Raw genomic sequence first — 15,749 nt, 5'->3', positions numbered from 1 at the left:
ACACAAACCAGACCTCAAAGACTACCTCCTAGGCCCAAACGCCGCCAGAGTCGTCAGACACTCAGAAGTGTCAGTCTATGTCGTTAGGTGACAGAAGCTGCGCCGCCGCGTTAGAGTCGAAGAACATTTCGTAACGAGTTCTATGGTTCCCCTCAATTTTTCTAAAAGGTGGATCACTATGAAGACTATATTGAGAACCACTGCGGTACTGGCCGTCGGGGCCATTGCCAGCACGGCTGCCGCACAGGACCCCGCACCTGAGTTTGGTTATGGCTGGGAAGACAAGGATTCGGTCACCGGCACTGAATTCATGGTCTCGGCCGCCAACCCGATTGCTGCCAAAGCTGGCTATGACGTGCTGGCGCAAGGCGGCACTGCGGCGGACGCGATGATCGCCGTACAGCTGATGCTGAACCTGGTTGAGCCGCAATCCTCGGGCATCGGCGGTGGCGCGTTCATGCTGTACTGGGACGCAGAATCCAAGACGCTGACCACTTTTGACGCCCGCGAAAAGGCCCCTGCAAAAGCCAAGCCGGAACGGTTCCTGAATGCCGAAGGCGAGAAGATCCCGTTTTCAGAGGCGATCTCGGGCGGTCAGGCGGTTGGTGTACCCGGTATCCTCCGCCTGATGGAAGTGACCCATAACCTTTATGGCAAGAAAGACTGGGCCTCGCTGTTCCAGTCGACCATCGAACAGGCCGAGAACGGGTTTGAGGTCTCGCCGCGTATGGCGAACTCGATCCAGTCGACCATCGACCGTGAACGGTATCTGGACGTCTTCCCCGGGGCCAAGGAATACTTCTTCAACGAAGATGGCAGCCCTCTGGCCGAAGGCACTTTGCTGAAAAACCCGGATTTCGCCGAGACCCTGCGTATTCTGGCCGATCAGGGCGCAAACGCCTTCTATCATGGCCCGATTGCCGAAGATATCGTGGCTGCGGTTGATTCCACGTCGAAGGTTGAAAACAACATCACGCTGGAAGACATGGCAGCCTATCGCGTCAAGGTCCGCCCCGCCGTCTGCGCCGACTATCGCGGCTATGACGTCTGCGGCATGGGCCCGCCGACCTCGGGGGGTCTGACCGTGGGCCAGATTCTGGGCATCCTGAACAACTTTGACCTTAAAGGTACCGGCTGGAACGCGGAACTGGCGCACCTGTACGCCGAAGCGGCCAAACTGGCTTATGCTGACCGTGCGCTTTACATGGCCGACAGCGATTTTGTTGACGTGCCGGTCAAAGGTCTGCTGGACAAGGATTACCTGAAACTGCGCTCGGAAATGATCGACCCGGCAGCGGCCAGCGAAAAGCGCAAAGCAGGTGAGCCGCCGCGCGATCACACCGCGCTGTTTGCGCCGTCACAGAACCCGGATCGTCCCGGCACCAGCCATATCGTGATCCGCGACCAGTATGGCAACGCCCTGTCGATGACCACGACCATCGAGACGTTCTTTGGCAGCCGCGTCTTCGTGCGGGGTTTCCTGCTGAACAACGAGCTGACCGACTTTGACCGCGCACCCAAGGACGGCGACCGTCTGGTGGCCAACCGGGTCGAGGGCGGCAAGCGTCCGCGCAGCTCGATGTCGCCGACCATCGTGATGAAGGATGACGAGCCCTATCTGCTGATCGGTTCACCCGGTGGCAGCCGCATCATCAACTATGTGGCCAAGACCGTCATTGCGATCATCGACTGGGACATGGACCCGCAGGACGCCATCGAGACTGGCCATTTCGTGCATCGCAACGGATCGAGCATGGATGTTGAGCAGGAAACGGCCGCCGCCGATTTCGCCGAGGCTCTGACTGGCAAGGGTCACGAGGTGAAGGTGGTTGACCTCAACAGTGGTCTCCACGCGATCCTGATCAAGGATGGCCAACTGATCGGAGCCGCTGATCCACGTCGCGAAGGTGTGGCATTGGGTCAGTAGACCGAGTCAAGTTGCTGGTATCGAAAGGGCTGCCCGAAGCATTTTCTGCGCAGCCCTTTTTTCTTGCATTGTGAACGGCCCCGTTCGATAGGGCAGTATGTTCAAAAGCCGGGCGATCACATTCATCTTGATCACATTGATGATCGATGCCATCGGCATTGGCATCGTGTTTCCCATCATGCCTGATCTGATGGATCGCGTGGGTGCGGGCGATACCGGACAAGGTGCCTTTTGGGGCGGGCTGCTTATGGCGGCCTATGCCGGGGCTTTGTTCCTGTGCGGTCCCATTGTTGGAAGTATTTCAGACGCTTTCGGCCGCCGCCCGATCCTGATCACGGCGCTGGTTATGCTGGCCATCGATTACGTGATCATGGCGCTGGCCGACAGTTTCTGGCTGCTTCTTTTGGGTCGTACGCTCGCGGGTCTTGCCGGTGCAACCTATATCACCGCAACGGCCTATATCGCCGATATCTCGTCGCCGACCGAGAAGGCCGCGAATTTCGGTCTCATCGGTGCGGCGTTCGGCATCGGATTTGTGCTTGGCCCGGCAATTGGAGGTCTCGCTGCCGAAATCAGCATCACCGCGCCGTTCTGGATTGCCGCCGCCCTTTCGGCGGGCAATGCGCTGTTTGGCGTGTTTGTGCTGCCCGAAAGCCTGACGCCCGACAAACGCCGCCCGTTTGGCAAGCGAGACCTCAACCCGTTCAAATCGATCTTTGACGCCTTTCGCATGCCAGGATTGGCGGTTCCTTTGCTTTGCATCTTCATGTTTGAGTTTGCGAACATGGTCTACCCGACGCTTTGGTCCTTCTGGACCCGAGAAGTGTTCGACTGGCCCACGCTCTATATCGGGTTGTCGCTTGCCGGATACGGTGTATTGCTCGCGATTGTTCAGGGCGGTTTGATGCCCGTCTTCATCAGGTGGATCGGTGATTACCGAACCTTGATGCTAGGCATGGTTTCGGCCCTGATCGGAATGATCGGGTTTGGTTTCACCGCATCGGTTTTTGCCCTTGTGGTCTTTCTTTTGCTGGCCGCGCTTTCAGACATGGTGCCCGCGATGATGACGGCCATGGCCTCAAACCAGGTGGACGAGGACCGGCAAGGTGTGGTGCAGGGCGTCATCGCGTCCTTGTCATCCGTTGCAGCGGTTCTGTCGCCTTTGGTGATGACCGGCATCTTTCAGGCCGCCGTCGATGGTGAGGGGATTTACCTGCCCGGTGCGCCCTTCTTTTTCTCGGCCCTGCTGGTGTTGGTGATGATGCCTCTTGTCATTCGCCTGCGGGGGCATGCGTCTGTCTGATCAGGGGCCTTTCAAACATCCGGCCCATGAATCGAAAACGCGCCCGCAAAGACCTGCGCGCGCGTTGGTGTTTTACTATCTTGGCTGTGCCTACTGAATTTCACCCATGCAGAGATACTTGATCTCAAGGAATTCGTCAGTCCCGTATTTCGATCCTTCTCGGCCCAACCCGGACTGTTTGACGCCGCCGAACGGCGCAACCTCGGTTGAAATCAAACCGGTGTTGATACCGACCATGCCCGATTCCAACGCCTCGGCCACACGCCACACGCGCGCCAAGTCGCGGCTGTAGAAATAAGAGGCCAGACCAAATTCGCTGTCATTGGCCATGGCGACGACATCGTCTTCGTCTTCAAACTTGAACAAGGGCGCGACAGGGCCGAAGGTCTCGTCTTTTGACACCACCATGTCACGGGTCACTCCGGTCAGAACGGTCGGTTCAAAGAACGTGCCACCAAGGTCCGAGCGTTTGCCGCCCAGCGTGACGGTCGCCCCCTTGGCCACCGCGTCCGAAATATGCGCCTCGACCTTATCGACGGCGGCCTGGCTGATCAGTGGCCCGGTGGTCACGCCCTCGCCAAACCCGTCCCCCACATTCAGTGCCTTGGTCTTTTCGGCAAGTTTGGCGGCGAACTCGTCATAGACCCCCGCCTGCACATAGATGCGGTTGGCGCACACGCACGTCTGGCCGTTGTTGCGGAACTTGGCGATCATCGCGCCATCAACCGCGGCATCCACATCGGCATCGTCAAACACGATGAAGGGCGCGTTGCCGCCAAGTTCCAGGCTCATCTTCTTGATCGTGTCGGAGCATTGATTCATCAGGATTTTGCCCACCCGGGTCGAGCCGGTGAACGTGATCTTGGACACCTTGGGATTGGCGCAAAGCTCTTTTCCCACACCAGCGGAATCCGACGACGGGATCACGTTGAACACCCCGGCCGGAATTCCGGCGCGTTCTCCAAGAACGGCCATGGCGAGCGCGGACAGAGGCGTCAGCTCGGCAGGGCGCGCCACAAAGGTACAGCCCACCGCCAGCGCCGGGCCGACCTTGCGGGCGATCATCGCGTTGGGGAAATTCCACGGCGTGATCGAACCCACGACACCCACCGGCTGTTTCAGCACCACGATCCGCTTGTCGCGCTGGTGGCCGGGGATCACATCGCCGTAGATGCGCTTGGCCTCTTCCGCGAACCACTCGATGAAGGACGCGCCATATAGAATTTCGCCGCGCGCCTCGGCCCAGGGTTTGCCCATTTCAGCGGTCAGGATAGTGGCCAGGTCGTCGGCGTTTTCGACCATCAGATCGAACCATTTGCGCATGATCGCCGCGCGTTCCTTGCCGGTATGCGCGGCCCAGTCTTTCCGCGCTGCATCGGCGGCATCGATTGCCTGCGCCGTGCCTTCGATGCTGATATCCGCCACATTGGCGATCACCTCTCCTGTGGCAGGATTATGGATGGCGAAAGTTTTTTCACCCTCAACCCATTGACCATCGATATAAGCGCGGGTTTCCAGAAGACTGGCATCCTTCAGATCCAGCTTGGCGGTTTTGGTGTCCAGCATCTGCATGTTCCTTTGGCAATGGGTGCTGCATTTTCGTGCCGCACAGTTCTGTGGGCAACGTGCTTTTCAAAACCGCTGACGGAATGGAAAAACAGGTCCTGAATCCATATACACCGTAGCCCCTTTGGTTCAATGGTTGTGTCAGCCGGAAAGCGCGGCCCGATGCGGTCAAGACTGAAACATTGTTCATCTGAACCAAAAAAGTGAGTCGGGAAACAGCATCGGAACCGCAGGTCAATCAAGGCGGCCAGACCAGAAACGCATAGCCGCTATGCATATTTGATCGGCGACTTCCAGCCGATATTTTAATGACTGATCCAGAGTTATGCCTTTTTGCAACACTCGCCGTTGACGAACTGTTAAAACGCTACGGCACTCTTGTCCGGTCAGCGGATTTGCCGGATAGCGCGTTTGACCGTGTCATGCGGTCATCCTCCTCTCTGAAACCTTATGGAATCACCATGAAAAAACTTCTCATCGCATCGACCGCGTTGATCGCAACCGCAAGCGTTGCCGCCGCGGAAGTCAAATTCAGCGGCTACGGCCGTTTTGGTCTGGGCTATCTGGAAGACCGCACCGGTACCGTTGACACCGTGTCTGACTTTACAGACTCGACTGTTACCGCATCCGCGACCGGCGCAGATACCGACAGTGTTATCCTGGTCTCGCGCTTCCGTCTGAACATCGACGCAGACGTTGAAACCGATAGCGGCGTTCAGTTCTCGACCCGCGTTCGTTTGCAGGCGGACGACAACAGCGGCAACGGTGAACAGGAAGAAGCCGGCCTCAACGGCGCGCGTTTCTCGGTCATCTATGGTGGTCTGCGTGTTGATGCTGGCAACGTCGCCGGTTCCTTCGACAACCTGGACGACTACTTTGGTGTTGAACCGGGCCTGGAGCAATTCCTGGGTCAGTATTCAGGTGTTGACTACTCGTTCCTCGAATACTCGTCGACCGGTTCGGGCGCAAACGCCGTGTTCTTCCAATACGCTGTCGGCGATTTCGCGTTTAGCGCGTCTTATGATCAGCGCACGCTGGCGAATGCTCCGGTCACCGGTAGCAGCACAACCGACGCCGACCGCTGGGACCTGAGCGCCGCGTACACGTTCAACAACATCACCGCATCGGTTGCCTATGGCGAAACCGATTCGGTTGGCACCCTGGACAAGCAGAGCCTGACCGTTCTGACCCTGGGCGCAGATCTGGGTGACTTCTACGGCACCCTGTTCGTCGCAGATGACGATGTTGCAGATGATGACGAAAACGGCACCGCATACGGTCTGTCCGCGTCTTACAACATCGGTGCGGCAACCACGCTGCAGTTCGTCTATGGCGACGGTTCGGCTGACGATGACACCCGCAACCTGGGTGTTGGCGCCATCTATGACCTGGGCGGCGGTGCATCGCTGCGCGGCGCTGTTGGCCAGATCAAAGAAGGCGACGACGACAGCCGCATCCAAGCGGACTTTGGTGCGCAGTTCAACTTCTAAGCTGTTCTGAAGCCAAGTGTTCAAGGGCGGGTCACAGGACCCGCCCTTTTTCGTTCTGCACCGTGATGGGGCCTTACACGCGCGCCTTTTCAAAGGCGTCCCAAGCGGATTGAAACGCGTCAAAGTCAAAGCCGGGCTGCGCGGCGGCATCCAGAACGATGCGTTCGGTCGACAGCAGTTTCTGGATACTTGCCTGCAACTGGTCGATGACATCGGGTGGGACCACCAACGCCCCGTGGCGGTCGGCGTGAACAAGATCCCCGGGCGAGACGGTCAGGCCGAAAACGCTCACCGGGATGTCCAGTTCGCGAACATGCACGAACCCGTGGCTTGGCCCAATCGATCCCGCCACGACCGGAAAGCCCGAGGGCAGGTCGCCCAGATCGCGCATGACCCCGTTGGTCAGGGCACCGGACATGCCGAAGCCCTTGTGGATCGTCGTATTGATCTCTCCCCAATACGCGCCGATGCATTCGGGGAAATCCATATCCTCGATCACCGCGACCGAGGGCGAGGGGGCCTCGGCCATATACCTGTAATAGGCCATCCTGCGGGTCCGGATCACCTCTGGCGGTTCCGATGGCGGCTCAATGGCCGCAATCCGGGCGGTGCGGGCATATCCAACCACGGGTGGGTCGTCCGGCGCGGAACACAGCATCGTTCCACGCGTGAACCCGTCAAAGCCGCGCTTGCCTTGGGCGACTTCGATCGCGTTGCAGACCGTGGGTGTATCGACCTTGCGCAGCAGGGACAAAAGCGATGGGGTCATGAGGCCTCCAGCCAGCGGATCAGCGCCGCTGTGGTTTCGGTTGGCTTTTCAAGCGTGGGCAGATGCCCGGCACCTTCGATTATGGTCAGCACGCTGTTGGGTAGCAGGTCATGCATCATTCGGTGCCGCTCCACCGGGCAGAGCCCGTCTTCGCGGCCGCACAAGACCAAGGCTGTGCCGGTGTAGTCATTCAGCGTATCACGCTGGTCCGGGCGATCCATCAGCGCGTGGGACTGGCGGATGAAAACCTCGGGGCCCAACGTGGTCGCCATGGCCATGCACAGGTCCAGAATGGCACCTTGCCGTGGGCCGTCGGCCAGATAGTTGGGCTTCATCTCATCCCGCATCACCTGCCTTAACTTGCCCGCGCGGACCGCTTCGATCTGAGGGCCGCGCCGGGCTTTGACGTCGGCGGTTTCCGCCAATGGGTTGGTGTCGATCAGGGCCACTTTGAGAACCCGATCCGGCGCTTGCCGCATGACCTCCATCGCGACGATCCCGCCCATGGATAGACCAGCCAGCATGAAAGCGGGCGGCGCATTCGCAAGGATGTCTGCGGCCATCTCGTGTACGCTATCATGCTGGTTGAGCGGAAATGTTATCAGCGGCACCGACCCGGACAGCGCGTCGATCTGCGGGCCAAACAGGCGCGCATCGCACATCATTCCGGGCAGCAGGATCAGTGGTGTCATCGGGAGGCCAGCTTTGCGCCCTCGCTCAGTGAGGCGAGCTTAGCATAGGCGATGTCCGGATCGACGGCCCCAAACCCGGCGAAGGTGCCAAACCCGCAATCGCTGCCCGCGATCACGCGGTCCGGGCCAACGATGTTGGTGAAGCGCTCGATCCTCTGGGCCACCAATTCAGGGTGCTCGACGAAATTCGTGGTCGTGTCCACGACGCCGGGAACCAGAACCTTGTCGTCGGGGATTTCGCCCTTTCGGTCACGGAACACGGTCCATTCATGGGCATGGCGCGGGTTGGAGGTTTCGAACAGCACATAGCGCGATTTGGTCGCCATCAGAGTGCTGAACACCTTGTCCATGGCGATGTCGCAGCAATGAGGCCCTTCATAGTTGCCCCAACAAATGTGGACCCTAACGCGATCTTGCGTCACGTTCTGCAGGGCATGGTTCAGCGCCTCGACATGCATGTCGGCCACTTTGACAAACTCTTCGTCCGACAACTCGGTAAACAACATATGCCGCGACAGGGCAAGGTCCGGACAATCCAGTTGCAGGTCCAACCCTGCCGCGACGATCGTCTCGTATTCTTCTTTCATCGCGTCTGCCAGCGCGGCCAGATAGTCCTCGCGCGTGGGGTAGAAATCGTTTTGCAGAAACAGTGAGATCACGCCCGGAGAGGCTGCGTTCATGAACCCGCGTTCGACCCCATGGGCCACCATCGCGGCCTTGAGATTGGCGATGTCCTTCTGCAGTTCACCCTGGCCTTTCGAGCGCACTGCGCCAGTGCATTGCGGACGCGCGTATTGGGGTGTTCCCCCTTCATTGGCGAGGCGCTGCAAGAAGCCCGGAAACATCTTCAGATCTGCAGGCGCGTTGCGGGGGCTGTCGCCGGAAAACCCGGTATAGCGATCCTTGACATAGGTGGCGTAGGAAATCTTTGAGGTTTCGCCGTCGCTGACGATATCGACACCGGCCTCGACCTGCCTGCGTACGGCTTCATTGACCGCTTCTGACATGCAGGCGTCAAATGCGGCTGGGTCGCAAGGCACCGCCCGTTCGCGGGCGAAAATGAAATCCACGACATCCTGTGTTCGCGGCAGAGAACCCACATGGGTCGTCAAAACTTTGGTCATGTGGGGTCTCCTATTCGATTATTTACCGGTCCATGTCGCGCCCGCGGGATCATCGGTTGCGGTGATCCGATACAGGCCAGCCTGACCGGTCATTGATGGTTCCACCGCATAGCTTTCACCCGGCAGAACCAGAATCGTATCGCCGCCCGAGATAGTTGTCTGCACATTCTCGACGCTCACGCGCCAATGCCCGCTTACCGGCATCAGAACCACGGGTTTCTGGGCCGGAACCGCGTCTGCAACACTTGACCCGCGTGTCAGAAAGTCGACCTCAAACCCCGGCTTGTCCTTGATCAAACCGTTTTCGCCGATCACGGTGACGGGCTTGTCGGCGCCCAGCGCCATCAGGTCCCAATACCGTGCCACATACTTGCCGATCACGGCATCGACAGGAACCTCGGGAAAGGCCTTCAACTCTTCTTCGGTCAACAGGGGCATAGGCTGGACGTTATGAGGAAGCTCCTGACCTTTCTTGCTGTCGTACAGCACCCCGTTGTTGCCCAGCATCAGGCCATGCGCCTGCGCGTCTTCAATGACCTGTGGGGCCCAGGTCACGCCGCCGCCAGCGTCGTCGCCGCCCAGCATCGACATGATCATTCCATAGTCCTGACCGACATTTTCGAAGCCCCGGAAGATACCGGTCGGAATGTTGAAGATGTCCCCTTCCTCAGCAATGAACTCGCCCGCTGTTCCATAGCGGCCCCAAAAAAACCGCCAGCGTCCTTTGGCGACAAAGAACACCTCGGCCGTGGTGTGGCTGTGTAATGAGTTACGACATTTCGGCGGCTGTCCCGCCGCGCCAATGTTGAACCCGATCTTGTCGGTGATGTGCACATGCTGGTCAGGGGATTCCGATACCCCGCCGCCGATGATGGTAAAGTTCTCTTTTTGATCGCTGCCCGGCGTGTGGGCGTCGATGAACGCTGTTTTACAGGGCTTCAATTCGCCGTAGCGGACGATGCGTTGTTGGATGGTACTCATGAGTGTGTCTCCTTGAAAATGGGGGGATTGGGTTCAGACCCCACCCCCCGGAGGACGGTTGTTCAGACAACGTGCTCGTAATGCTGCCCGATGCGCATGATACCGCCGGGCCGACTGAGTGGCATTCAGAGATGGGCCCATCGCGGTCACTCAGGCCTCTCCACTGTTCAGAAGGATCTGTTTCCAGACCGAGGTTTCGTCGAAAAGCGTGTATTCCCGGCGCAATTGCGGCTGACCCCCGATCAGGGCGCCGAATTCCGCATGGCTGATCCCCAGAACATAGACCTGCGCGCCGGTTGGTGCGCCAAACACACCCCAGCCGTCATGCTTGCCCCAAAGGCTCCAGCGGAGGGCGGCGCGCGGCGGCATATCCGGGTCATCACGGCCGATCTGATGGTCGACCCGGAATTCCGCATTCGGGAAGCTGGCGCGTAGGCCCATCCAGAACCGATCCACCGCGTCCCAACCATGCCCGGTGACGCCGCCCACATATTCGGACTGCACCGCACGGTCATATTCACCTTCGATCACACCCATATCGGCATTCATGATCCGGGTCAGAATATCGGCATAGCGTTGACCCCACTCATTGTCGTTGCCCCTGCCTTTATACGGGCCGGGCTGGTCAATTGTGGGTGTCAGGGGCTTGACGCAGGCGTCCGGTCCACCTTCGCGCGCGATCAGGTCGGCGGCATAGTCCTTGGGGTCCCACCCCATCTGCCGCACGATGGCGCCTTGATCTCGGATTAGCCATTCATCGTTGATCTGGTTGTCGATGGCGTGACAATCAGCCAGAATGCGATACCGCAACTTGGTACCGGTCGGTTTGCCGTAGACACCTTCGGCCAGATGGGTCGCGGTCGAGAGGATGCGATGCGAGCTGAGCATGCCTTCGTCCGGCGTTCCGGACCAGATCACATCCTCGCCCAACAGCTGCCGGTCGGGAAACTCGGCCAGCGTTGCCATCGTCGCACCGATGACATTCTGGTTGCCCAACACAACCGACCCCGGCGAGCGCACTACAATGTCCTTGCTGTAATAGTCGTGCAGGGTCGCGATGCCGCGATCCTCCCAAATCTCTTTGGTGATGCCGATGATATAGTCGGGAAAATCCCGAAACTTCGGATCGAAGCCTTTCATGTCTCTGTCCTTTGTGGAGTCCAGCCCTTGGGCAACCGTGCCGAGGTGCGCACGATCAGCGGGCCGTCAATGGCCACCTTGCGCGGTTCGATTGCCTGCGGGTTTTCGATATGATCCAGCAGGGCCGAGACGGTTTCCGCAACCATCAGATTGGCGCGCTGCCGGATTGTCGTGAGGTTATAGGCCGGCCACCCGGCGGGCGGCACATCGTCATACCCGACAACCGAAACGTCTTCGGGGATGCGCAGGCCCAGTTCAAAACGGATGACATCCATCACGGCCAGCGCCATGTGATCGTTGGCGACAAACACCGCATCAGGCCGATCCTGCGGAGGCACGTCAAACACCCGTCTTGCGGCGGCGCGGGCCTGTTCGGTATGAAATTCACCAAAATCCTGCACAAATACGTCCCGGCCCGCTTCGGCCAGAACAGCCCGGAACCCGGCCTCGCGATCCCGTTGGGTCGAAGCGCCCCGCCAACCGGCGATATAGGCAATGCGCTCATGCCCGCCTGCCAGCAGAAACTCGGCCACTTTGCGCCCGCCGACATAGTTGTCCGACGTCACGGTCGTAATGCCTTCGATGTCCTGACTGCGGTTAAACAGAACCACCGGCACGCCCGCCTGTTGGCATCGTGTCGCGATGTCCGAGGACATGGAAACCGAGGCCAGAACAACGCCGTCGACCTGATAGTCGAGGATTTCTTCCATTACGTCGTCGATATTCCCGGCCGAGCGTGAGGCCATGAAGATCAGCACATGATAGCCGTGCTCCTGCAGGCCGTTCGACAGTTTCTCGAGCGCTTCGGGATAGAAATAATTGTCCAGATAGCCGACCACCAACCCGATGATGCGGCTTTTTCCTGACACCATGGCGCGGGCCAGAACGTTGGGTCGGTACCCGAGTTCGGCGGCGGCCTTACGCACCTTCTCTTCGGTTTTCTTGCTGACCGACGCGCCGGGCGTAAACACGCGGCTCACCGCCGACTGGCTGACTCCGGCTAGTTGTGCCACCTGCAGGGATGTGACTTTTTCAGCCATCAGTCTGCCGTCCACCCCCCATCGATCAGCATTGACGTGCCCGTTACCAGCGCCGAGGCGTCAGACGCCAAATAGGCCACCGCGCCCATGATGTCTTCGACCTCGCCCACACGGCCCAGCTTGATCTTGTCCATGATCCAAGCCGCGCGTTCGGGGTTGTCGAACGTGGCCTGTGTCAACGGCGTTCGGATGAAGGTCGGGCAGACCGTGTTGATGCGCACGCCCTCTTTGCCCCATTCAATCGCCATGGCTTTGACCATGCCCTCAAGCCCATGTTTGGTCGCGCAATAAAGCGCACGGTCCACGCCACCTACATGGCCCATCTGGCTTGAGATATGAATGATCGATCCCGGCTTACCCGCCGCGATCAAGGCCTTGGCCGCATAGGCCGACAGGAAATAGGCCGACCGCAGATTGACGTCAGTGACGGCGTCAAAGTCTTCAGGCGTTGTTTCGATTGCCGGGCTATGGCGCGCCGTTCCCGCCGAATTCACCACGACGTCGAAAGTGCGGTTTTCGAACAGTGCCTGCAACGCGGTGAGGTCGCCCTGATCCAGAACCAAAGCTTCGGCCGACCAGCCCTGCGCCAGAAATGCGTCGACCGTTTCGGTCAGTCGATCCGCCCCGCGCGCGGCGCACACCACATGCGCCCCGGCCTCGGCCAGCGCAACCGCGCAGCCCTGCCCGATGCCCGACGAGGCCCCGGTCACAAGGGCGGTCTTTCCAGCCAGTGAAAACGAAGGGGTGCGGGGCAGGTCGGTCATCAGTTCATTCCATCCGGTATCTCAATGCGGCCCATGTTTCGGGCCTTGTTGAATTCCCGCAGACGGGCAAAAACGTCAACGCCAAGCTGACGGTAGGCATCCAGAAGATCGACCAGAACCCAGTTTTCGCGGATTCTGCCATTCTCGAGTCGCCAGAAATCAAGGCTGCGCATGGTGATCCGTTTGCCCGAAGGCGCAATCCCCATCCAGCCGTCATCCGTTACGGTCTGGATCATATTGGGCCAACCGGTGACAGCCGCGTATTCCCCATCGCCAAAGAAATGATAGGTGATGTCACCGACATATTGCCCACGGTCCGGCATTCCGTTCAGAAACGGAATCTGGTGCCAGTTGCGAAACCCAGCATAGCCGCGCCCGGTTCCGATCCCCGCCGGGCCGTACCAGTTCATGCGGGGATGCCAAAACTTCTCCATCTCCATCACCTCTGGCCCGCCTTCCGACGGGTGTTTCTTGAGGTAATCCAGCATGTCGATGATGTGCTGGCATGTCTGCTGACCTTTGGTGGCATCATATGGCCCCGGAACCAGACCATCCTGCGTCGCGGGACCCGGCACATGCCATTCGTGCCCAAGGCTGGGGGCCATGGGCCAGGCATTGGCCTGCATCATCACTTCGGGGATGTCCCAAAGCGCCTGCATCTCGACGATCTTGCCGTCGCGGAAGCGATAGAATTCATGGAACCGCATTGTCACCTGATGGCCGGTCGGCGGGATATCCAGCCAAGGCCCGGTGAAGGTACCGGTATAGTAGCCGCCGCAACCGACCCAATCCGCGCCGTGTTCATCCGGTCCGGCCATGACGATGTAATCGCGCCGCTCCAGATCGGGCCATGCGTCAAGCAGACCCCGATAGGCCAGATCATAGTGAGCTTCGCTACCGGTGCTGTCGCCAAACGGATGGCAGAGCCTGAAAACAGCGTCAGAGGCGCTGAGTTTCCCCAGCGCCTTGCGAACCCCGTCCTCGGAGAAATCGTACATCGCGGCCCTGAGCGGAGCGATCAGGGCCTTGTGTTGCGAATGCCTGTCGCTCATTCGGCAGCGTCCCGATATGGCGCCGGTTGGCCATAGGGCACGTTGATCCCGCCATAGCGGCGCACGCGGACATTGCATTGCTCGGCATGGCCCACGAAGCCTTCCAGCATACACAGGCGCGAGCCGTATTCGCCGATCAGCGTTGCCGCCTCATCGGTCAGAACCTTCTGATAGCTGTGGGTTTTCAGGTATTTGCCCACCCAAAGCCCGCCGGTATAGCGACCGGCTTTCTTGGTTGGCAGCGTGTGGTTGGTGCCAATCACCTTGTCTCCGTTCGAGACATTGGTCCGTGGTCCAAGGAACAACGCGCCATAGCAGGTCATGTTCTCAAGGAACCAGTCATCGCGGTCGGTCATCACCTGCACATGCTCGGATGCGATGTCGTCGGCGACTTGTAGCATCTCGTCATAAGTGTCGCAGACGATCACCTCGCCATATTCCGCCCAGGACACTTTGGCGGTGTCGGCAGTGGGCAGGATGCCCAGCAGGCGGTCGACTTCGGCCAGAGTATCCTCGGCCAGTTTGCGAGAGTTGGTCAGCAGCACACAGGGGCTGTTATAGCCATGCTCAGCCTGACCCAATAGGTCGGTGGCGCATAGCTCGGCATCGGCGGCGGTCTCATCAGCAATGACCATGGTCTCGGTCGGACCGGCGAAGAGGTCGATACCCACGCGACCGAACAGCTGACGCTTGGCTTCGGCCACAAAGGCATTGCCGGGGCCGACCAGCATATGAACTGGATCGATGGTCTCGGTGCCCAGTGCCATCGCGCCAATGGCCTGGATGCCACCCATCACATAGATTTCATGCGCACCGCCCAGATGCATGGCAGCGATCACCGCCGGGTTCGGCTTGCCCTGAAACGGAGGGGTGCAGGCGATGATGCGCGGCACGCCCGCCACGCTGGCCGTTGCCACGGACATATGTGCTGACGCCACCATCGGGAATTTGCCACCGGGGACATAGCACCCCACCGATTGCACGGGGATGTTCTTGTGGCCGAGGATCACGCCTGGCAGCGTTTCCACCTCGATATCAAGCATCGAGTCCCGTTGCGCCTGTGCAAAGTTCCGAACCTGTTCCTGTGCGAATTTGATGTCGGCCAGTTCCCGGTCAGTCAGCTGGCCGATCAGATTGTCGATTTGCTCCTGCGACAGGCGAAAGGACGCGGGCGAATAGTTGTCGAACTTCTCGCTAAGGTCACGCACGGCGGCGTCACCACGGGTTTCGATGTCTTTCAGCGTCGCTTCGACGACTGCGCGGGTTTTGGCATCGTCTTCGGCCCGGTCAGCGTCGGATTTGCCGCGTTTGAGATACTCGATTGCCATTTTCGTGATCCTTACTTGTCGGGGCGGGGTGCGGTCTTTTCACCCCGGTCATAGGCTTCCCAGCCCTCGCCATTGAACAGATCGACCCCCAGCTGCGCGGCCACATGGGCGAAATCGACGTTCACCCAGTTGTCGACGATCTTGCCATCGACCACTTTCCAGAAATCCATGTACCGGATTTCAACCCGCTTTCCGGTGGGGGCGATGCCCAGGAATTCGCCGGAATGAGTAGCTTCTTGCCGACCAAAGGCAGCCGCCCATTCGCCCATGTAAAGACGCGCCTCATCGATGCAGGTCTTGTCGGAAAAAGCGGCCTGAAAGGGGCGCTGCCAGTTGTCCTGAAACTCTTTCAGGCCGGTCTTGGTGCCGCAGCCCTGATTGCCCAGCCAGCGGAAGCCCTGTGAAAAGAACTCGCCAATATCGTCGATGCGGTGGTCATTCAGACCGTCCACCATCGTCTCGATCACGCGGCGCGTGTCTTCGGTTTTGGACATATCCGTATCGCGGGTCAGAACCGCTTGTTCGGGACGCGAACCTTTCATCTCATCACTCCGGCCTGAGATTTTTCGTCGA

Annotated in this window: 14 protein-coding genes and 1 pseudogene; 4 read left to right on the top strand and 11 right to left on the bottom strand. The window is 59.4% G+C overall.

Annotation, left to right across the window (positions count from 1 at the left end):
• The 3 genes and pseudogenes from ACR0CR_RS15265 to ACR0CR_RS15255 form a co-directional block, all read left to right on the top strand.
• Positions 1-91: pseudogene (locus tag ACR0CR_RS15265) on the top strand (universal stress protein); the annotation flags it as partial.
• An 87-nt stretch (positions 92-178) separates the two neighbouring features.
• A complete protein-coding gene (gene ggt / locus ACR0CR_RS15260) occupies positions 179-1,927 on the top strand; it encodes a gamma-glutamyltransferase (protein WP_480600567.1) in 1,749 nt (582 codons plus the stop codon).
• Between the two features lie 97 nt (positions 1,928-2,024).
• The gene (locus tag ACR0CR_RS15255; RefSeq protein ID WP_480600564.1) at positions 2,025-3,230 is read left to right on the top strand and encodes an MFS transporter; all 1,206 of its coding nucleotides are present in this window, start codon (positions 2,025-2,027) and stop codon (positions 3,228-3,230) included.
• Between the two features lie 90 nt (positions 3,231-3,320).
• On the opposite strand, the gene ACR0CR_RS15250 is transcribed toward ACR0CR_RS15255, so the two are convergent.
• The gene (locus tag ACR0CR_RS15250) at positions 3,321-4,796 is read right to left on the bottom strand and encodes an NAD-dependent succinate-semialdehyde dehydrogenase (RefSeq protein ID WP_480600561.1); all 1,476 of its coding nucleotides are present in this window, start codon (positions 4,794-4,796) and stop codon (positions 3,321-3,323) included.
• A 461-nt stretch (positions 4,797-5,257) separates the two neighbouring features.
• On the opposite strand from ACR0CR_RS15250, the gene ACR0CR_RS15245 reads away from it, so the two are divergent.
• Positions 5,258-6,286, top strand: a complete 1,029-nt coding sequence (locus ACR0CR_RS15245) for a porin (RefSeq protein ID WP_480600558.1) — start codon at positions 5,258-5,260, stop codon at positions 6,284-6,286.
• A gap of 73 nt (positions 6,287-6,359) precedes the next feature.
• Here ACR0CR_RS15245 and ACR0CR_RS15240 read toward each other — a convergent pair whose 3' ends face one another.
• The 10 genes from ACR0CR_RS15240 to ACR0CR_RS15195 all read right to left on the bottom strand — a co-directional run bounded on the left by ACR0CR_RS15240 (position 6,360) and on the right by ACR0CR_RS15195 (position 15,718).
• A complete protein-coding gene (locus tag ACR0CR_RS15240) occupies positions 6,360-7,055 on the bottom strand; it encodes an RraA family protein (RefSeq protein ID WP_480600556.1) in 696 nt (231 codons plus the stop codon).
• Positions 7,052-7,747 carry an alpha/beta fold hydrolase gene (locus ACR0CR_RS15235; RefSeq protein WP_480600553.1) on the bottom strand — a complete coding sequence of 232 codons (696 nt, stop codon included), beginning with the start codon at positions 7,745-7,747 and terminating at the stop codon, positions 7,052-7,054. The genes ACR0CR_RS15240 and ACR0CR_RS15235 overlap by 4 nt, the downstream gene beginning before the upstream one ends.
• Positions 7,744-8,871, bottom strand: a complete 1,128-nt coding sequence (locus tag ACR0CR_RS15230) for a cobalamin-independent methionine synthase II family protein (protein ID WP_480600550.1) — start codon at positions 8,869-8,871, stop codon at positions 7,744-7,746. Before ACR0CR_RS15230 ends, ACR0CR_RS15235 begins: the two co-directional genes overlap by 4 nt.
• Positions 8,872-8,889: 18 nt before the next feature.
• Positions 8,890-9,852, bottom strand: coding sequence for a cupin domain-containing protein (locus ACR0CR_RS15225; RefSeq protein ID WP_480600547.1), 963 nt, complete (start codon positions 9,850-9,852; stop codon positions 8,890-8,892).
• A gap of 150 nt (positions 9,853-10,002) precedes the next feature.
• Entirely contained in the window at positions 10,003-10,992 is a 990-nt protein-coding gene (locus ACR0CR_RS15220; RefSeq protein WP_480600544.1) for a nuclear transport factor 2 family protein, read from the bottom strand.
• A complete protein-coding gene (locus ACR0CR_RS15215) occupies positions 10,989-12,032 on the bottom strand; it encodes a LacI family DNA-binding transcriptional regulator (RefSeq protein WP_480600542.1) in 1,044 nt (347 codons plus the stop codon). Before ACR0CR_RS15215 ends, ACR0CR_RS15220 begins: the two co-directional genes overlap by 4 nt.
• Complete coding sequence (locus ACR0CR_RS15210) at positions 12,032-12,796, bottom strand: SDR family NAD(P)-dependent oxidoreductase (RefSeq protein ID WP_480600540.1); 765 nt, start codon at positions 12,794-12,796, stop codon at positions 12,032-12,034. Before ACR0CR_RS15210 ends, ACR0CR_RS15215 begins: the two co-directional genes overlap by 1 nt.
• On the bottom strand, positions 12,796-13,848 hold the full coding sequence (locus tag ACR0CR_RS15205; protein WP_480600537.1) for an ester cyclase: 1,053 nt from the start codon (positions 13,846-13,848) through the stop codon (positions 12,796-12,798). Before ACR0CR_RS15205 ends, ACR0CR_RS15210 begins: the two co-directional genes overlap by 1 nt.
• The gene (gene hisD, locus ACR0CR_RS15200; protein ID WP_480600534.1) at positions 13,845-15,176 is read right to left on the bottom strand and encodes a histidinol dehydrogenase; all 1,332 of its coding nucleotides are present in this window, start codon (positions 15,174-15,176) and stop codon (positions 13,845-13,847) included. Before hisD ends, ACR0CR_RS15205 begins: the two co-directional genes overlap by 4 nt.
• 11 nt (positions 15,177-15,187) lie before the next feature.
• Complete coding sequence (locus ACR0CR_RS15195; RefSeq protein ID WP_480600532.1) at positions 15,188-15,718, bottom strand: ester cyclase; 531 nt, start codon at positions 15,716-15,718, stop codon at positions 15,188-15,190.
• Positions 15,719-15,749 lie beyond the last annotated feature (31 nt).

The sequence above is a fragment of the Ruegeria sp. AM2 genome (genome assembly GCF_056540685.1).
The sequence above is the reverse complement of the archived record's forward strand: the minus strand, read 5'-3'. Positions and strand labels throughout refer to the sequence as shown.

Excerpts from the sequence above, each read along its gene's own strand:
- ACR0CR_RS15205 (WP_480600537.1), bottom strand. The coding sequence starts at position 13,848 with ATGAGCGACAGGCATTCGCAACACAAGGCCCTGATCGCTCCGCTCAGG.
- ACR0CR_RS15235 (WP_480600553.1), bottom strand. The coding sequence starts at position 7,747 with ATGACACCACTGATCCTGCTGCCCGGAATGATGTGCGATGCGCGCCTG.
- ACR0CR_RS15255 (WP_480600564.1), top strand. The coding sequence starts at position 2,025 with ATGTTCAAAAGCCGGGCGATCACATTCATCTTGATCACATTGATGATC.
- ACR0CR_RS15245 (WP_480600558.1), top strand. The coding sequence starts at position 5,258 with ATGAAAAAACTTCTCATCGCATCGACCGCGTTGATCGCAACCGCAAGC.
- hisD (WP_480600534.1), bottom strand. The coding sequence starts at position 15,176 with ATGGCAATCGAGTATCTCAAACGCGGCAAATCCGACGCTGACCGGGCC.
- ACR0CR_RS15250 (WP_480600561.1), bottom strand. The coding sequence starts at position 4,796 with ATGCTGGACACCAAAACCGCCAAGCTGGATCTGAAGGATGCCAGTCTT.
- ggt (WP_480600567.1), top strand. The coding sequence starts at position 179 with ATGAAGACTATATTGAGAACCACTGCGGTACTGGCCGTCGGGGCCATT.
- ACR0CR_RS15225 (WP_480600547.1), bottom strand. The coding sequence starts at position 9,852 with ATGAGTACCATCCAACAACGCATCGTCCGCTACGGCGAATTGAAGCCC.
- ACR0CR_RS15240 (WP_480600556.1), bottom strand. The coding sequence starts at position 7,055 with ATGACCCCATCGCTTTTGTCCCTGCTGCGCAAGGTCGATACACCCACG.
- ACR0CR_RS15230 (WP_480600550.1), bottom strand. The coding sequence starts at position 8,871 with ATGACCAAAGTTTTGACGACCCATGTGGGTTCTCTGCCGCGAACACAG.
- ACR0CR_RS15210 (WP_480600540.1), bottom strand. The coding sequence starts at position 12,796 with ATGACCGACCTGCCCCGCACCCCTTCGTTTTCACTGGCTGGAAAGACC.
- ACR0CR_RS15215 (WP_480600542.1), bottom strand. The coding sequence starts at position 12,032 with ATGGCTGAAAAAGTCACATCCCTGCAGGTGGCACAACTAGCCGGAGTC.
- ACR0CR_RS15220 (WP_480600544.1), bottom strand. The coding sequence starts at position 10,992 with ATGAAAGGCTTCGATCCGAAGTTTCGGGATTTTCCCGACTATATCATC.
- ACR0CR_RS15195 (WP_480600532.1), bottom strand. The coding sequence starts at position 15,718 with ATGAAAGGTTCGCGTCCCGAACAAGCGGTTCTGACCCGCGATACGGAT.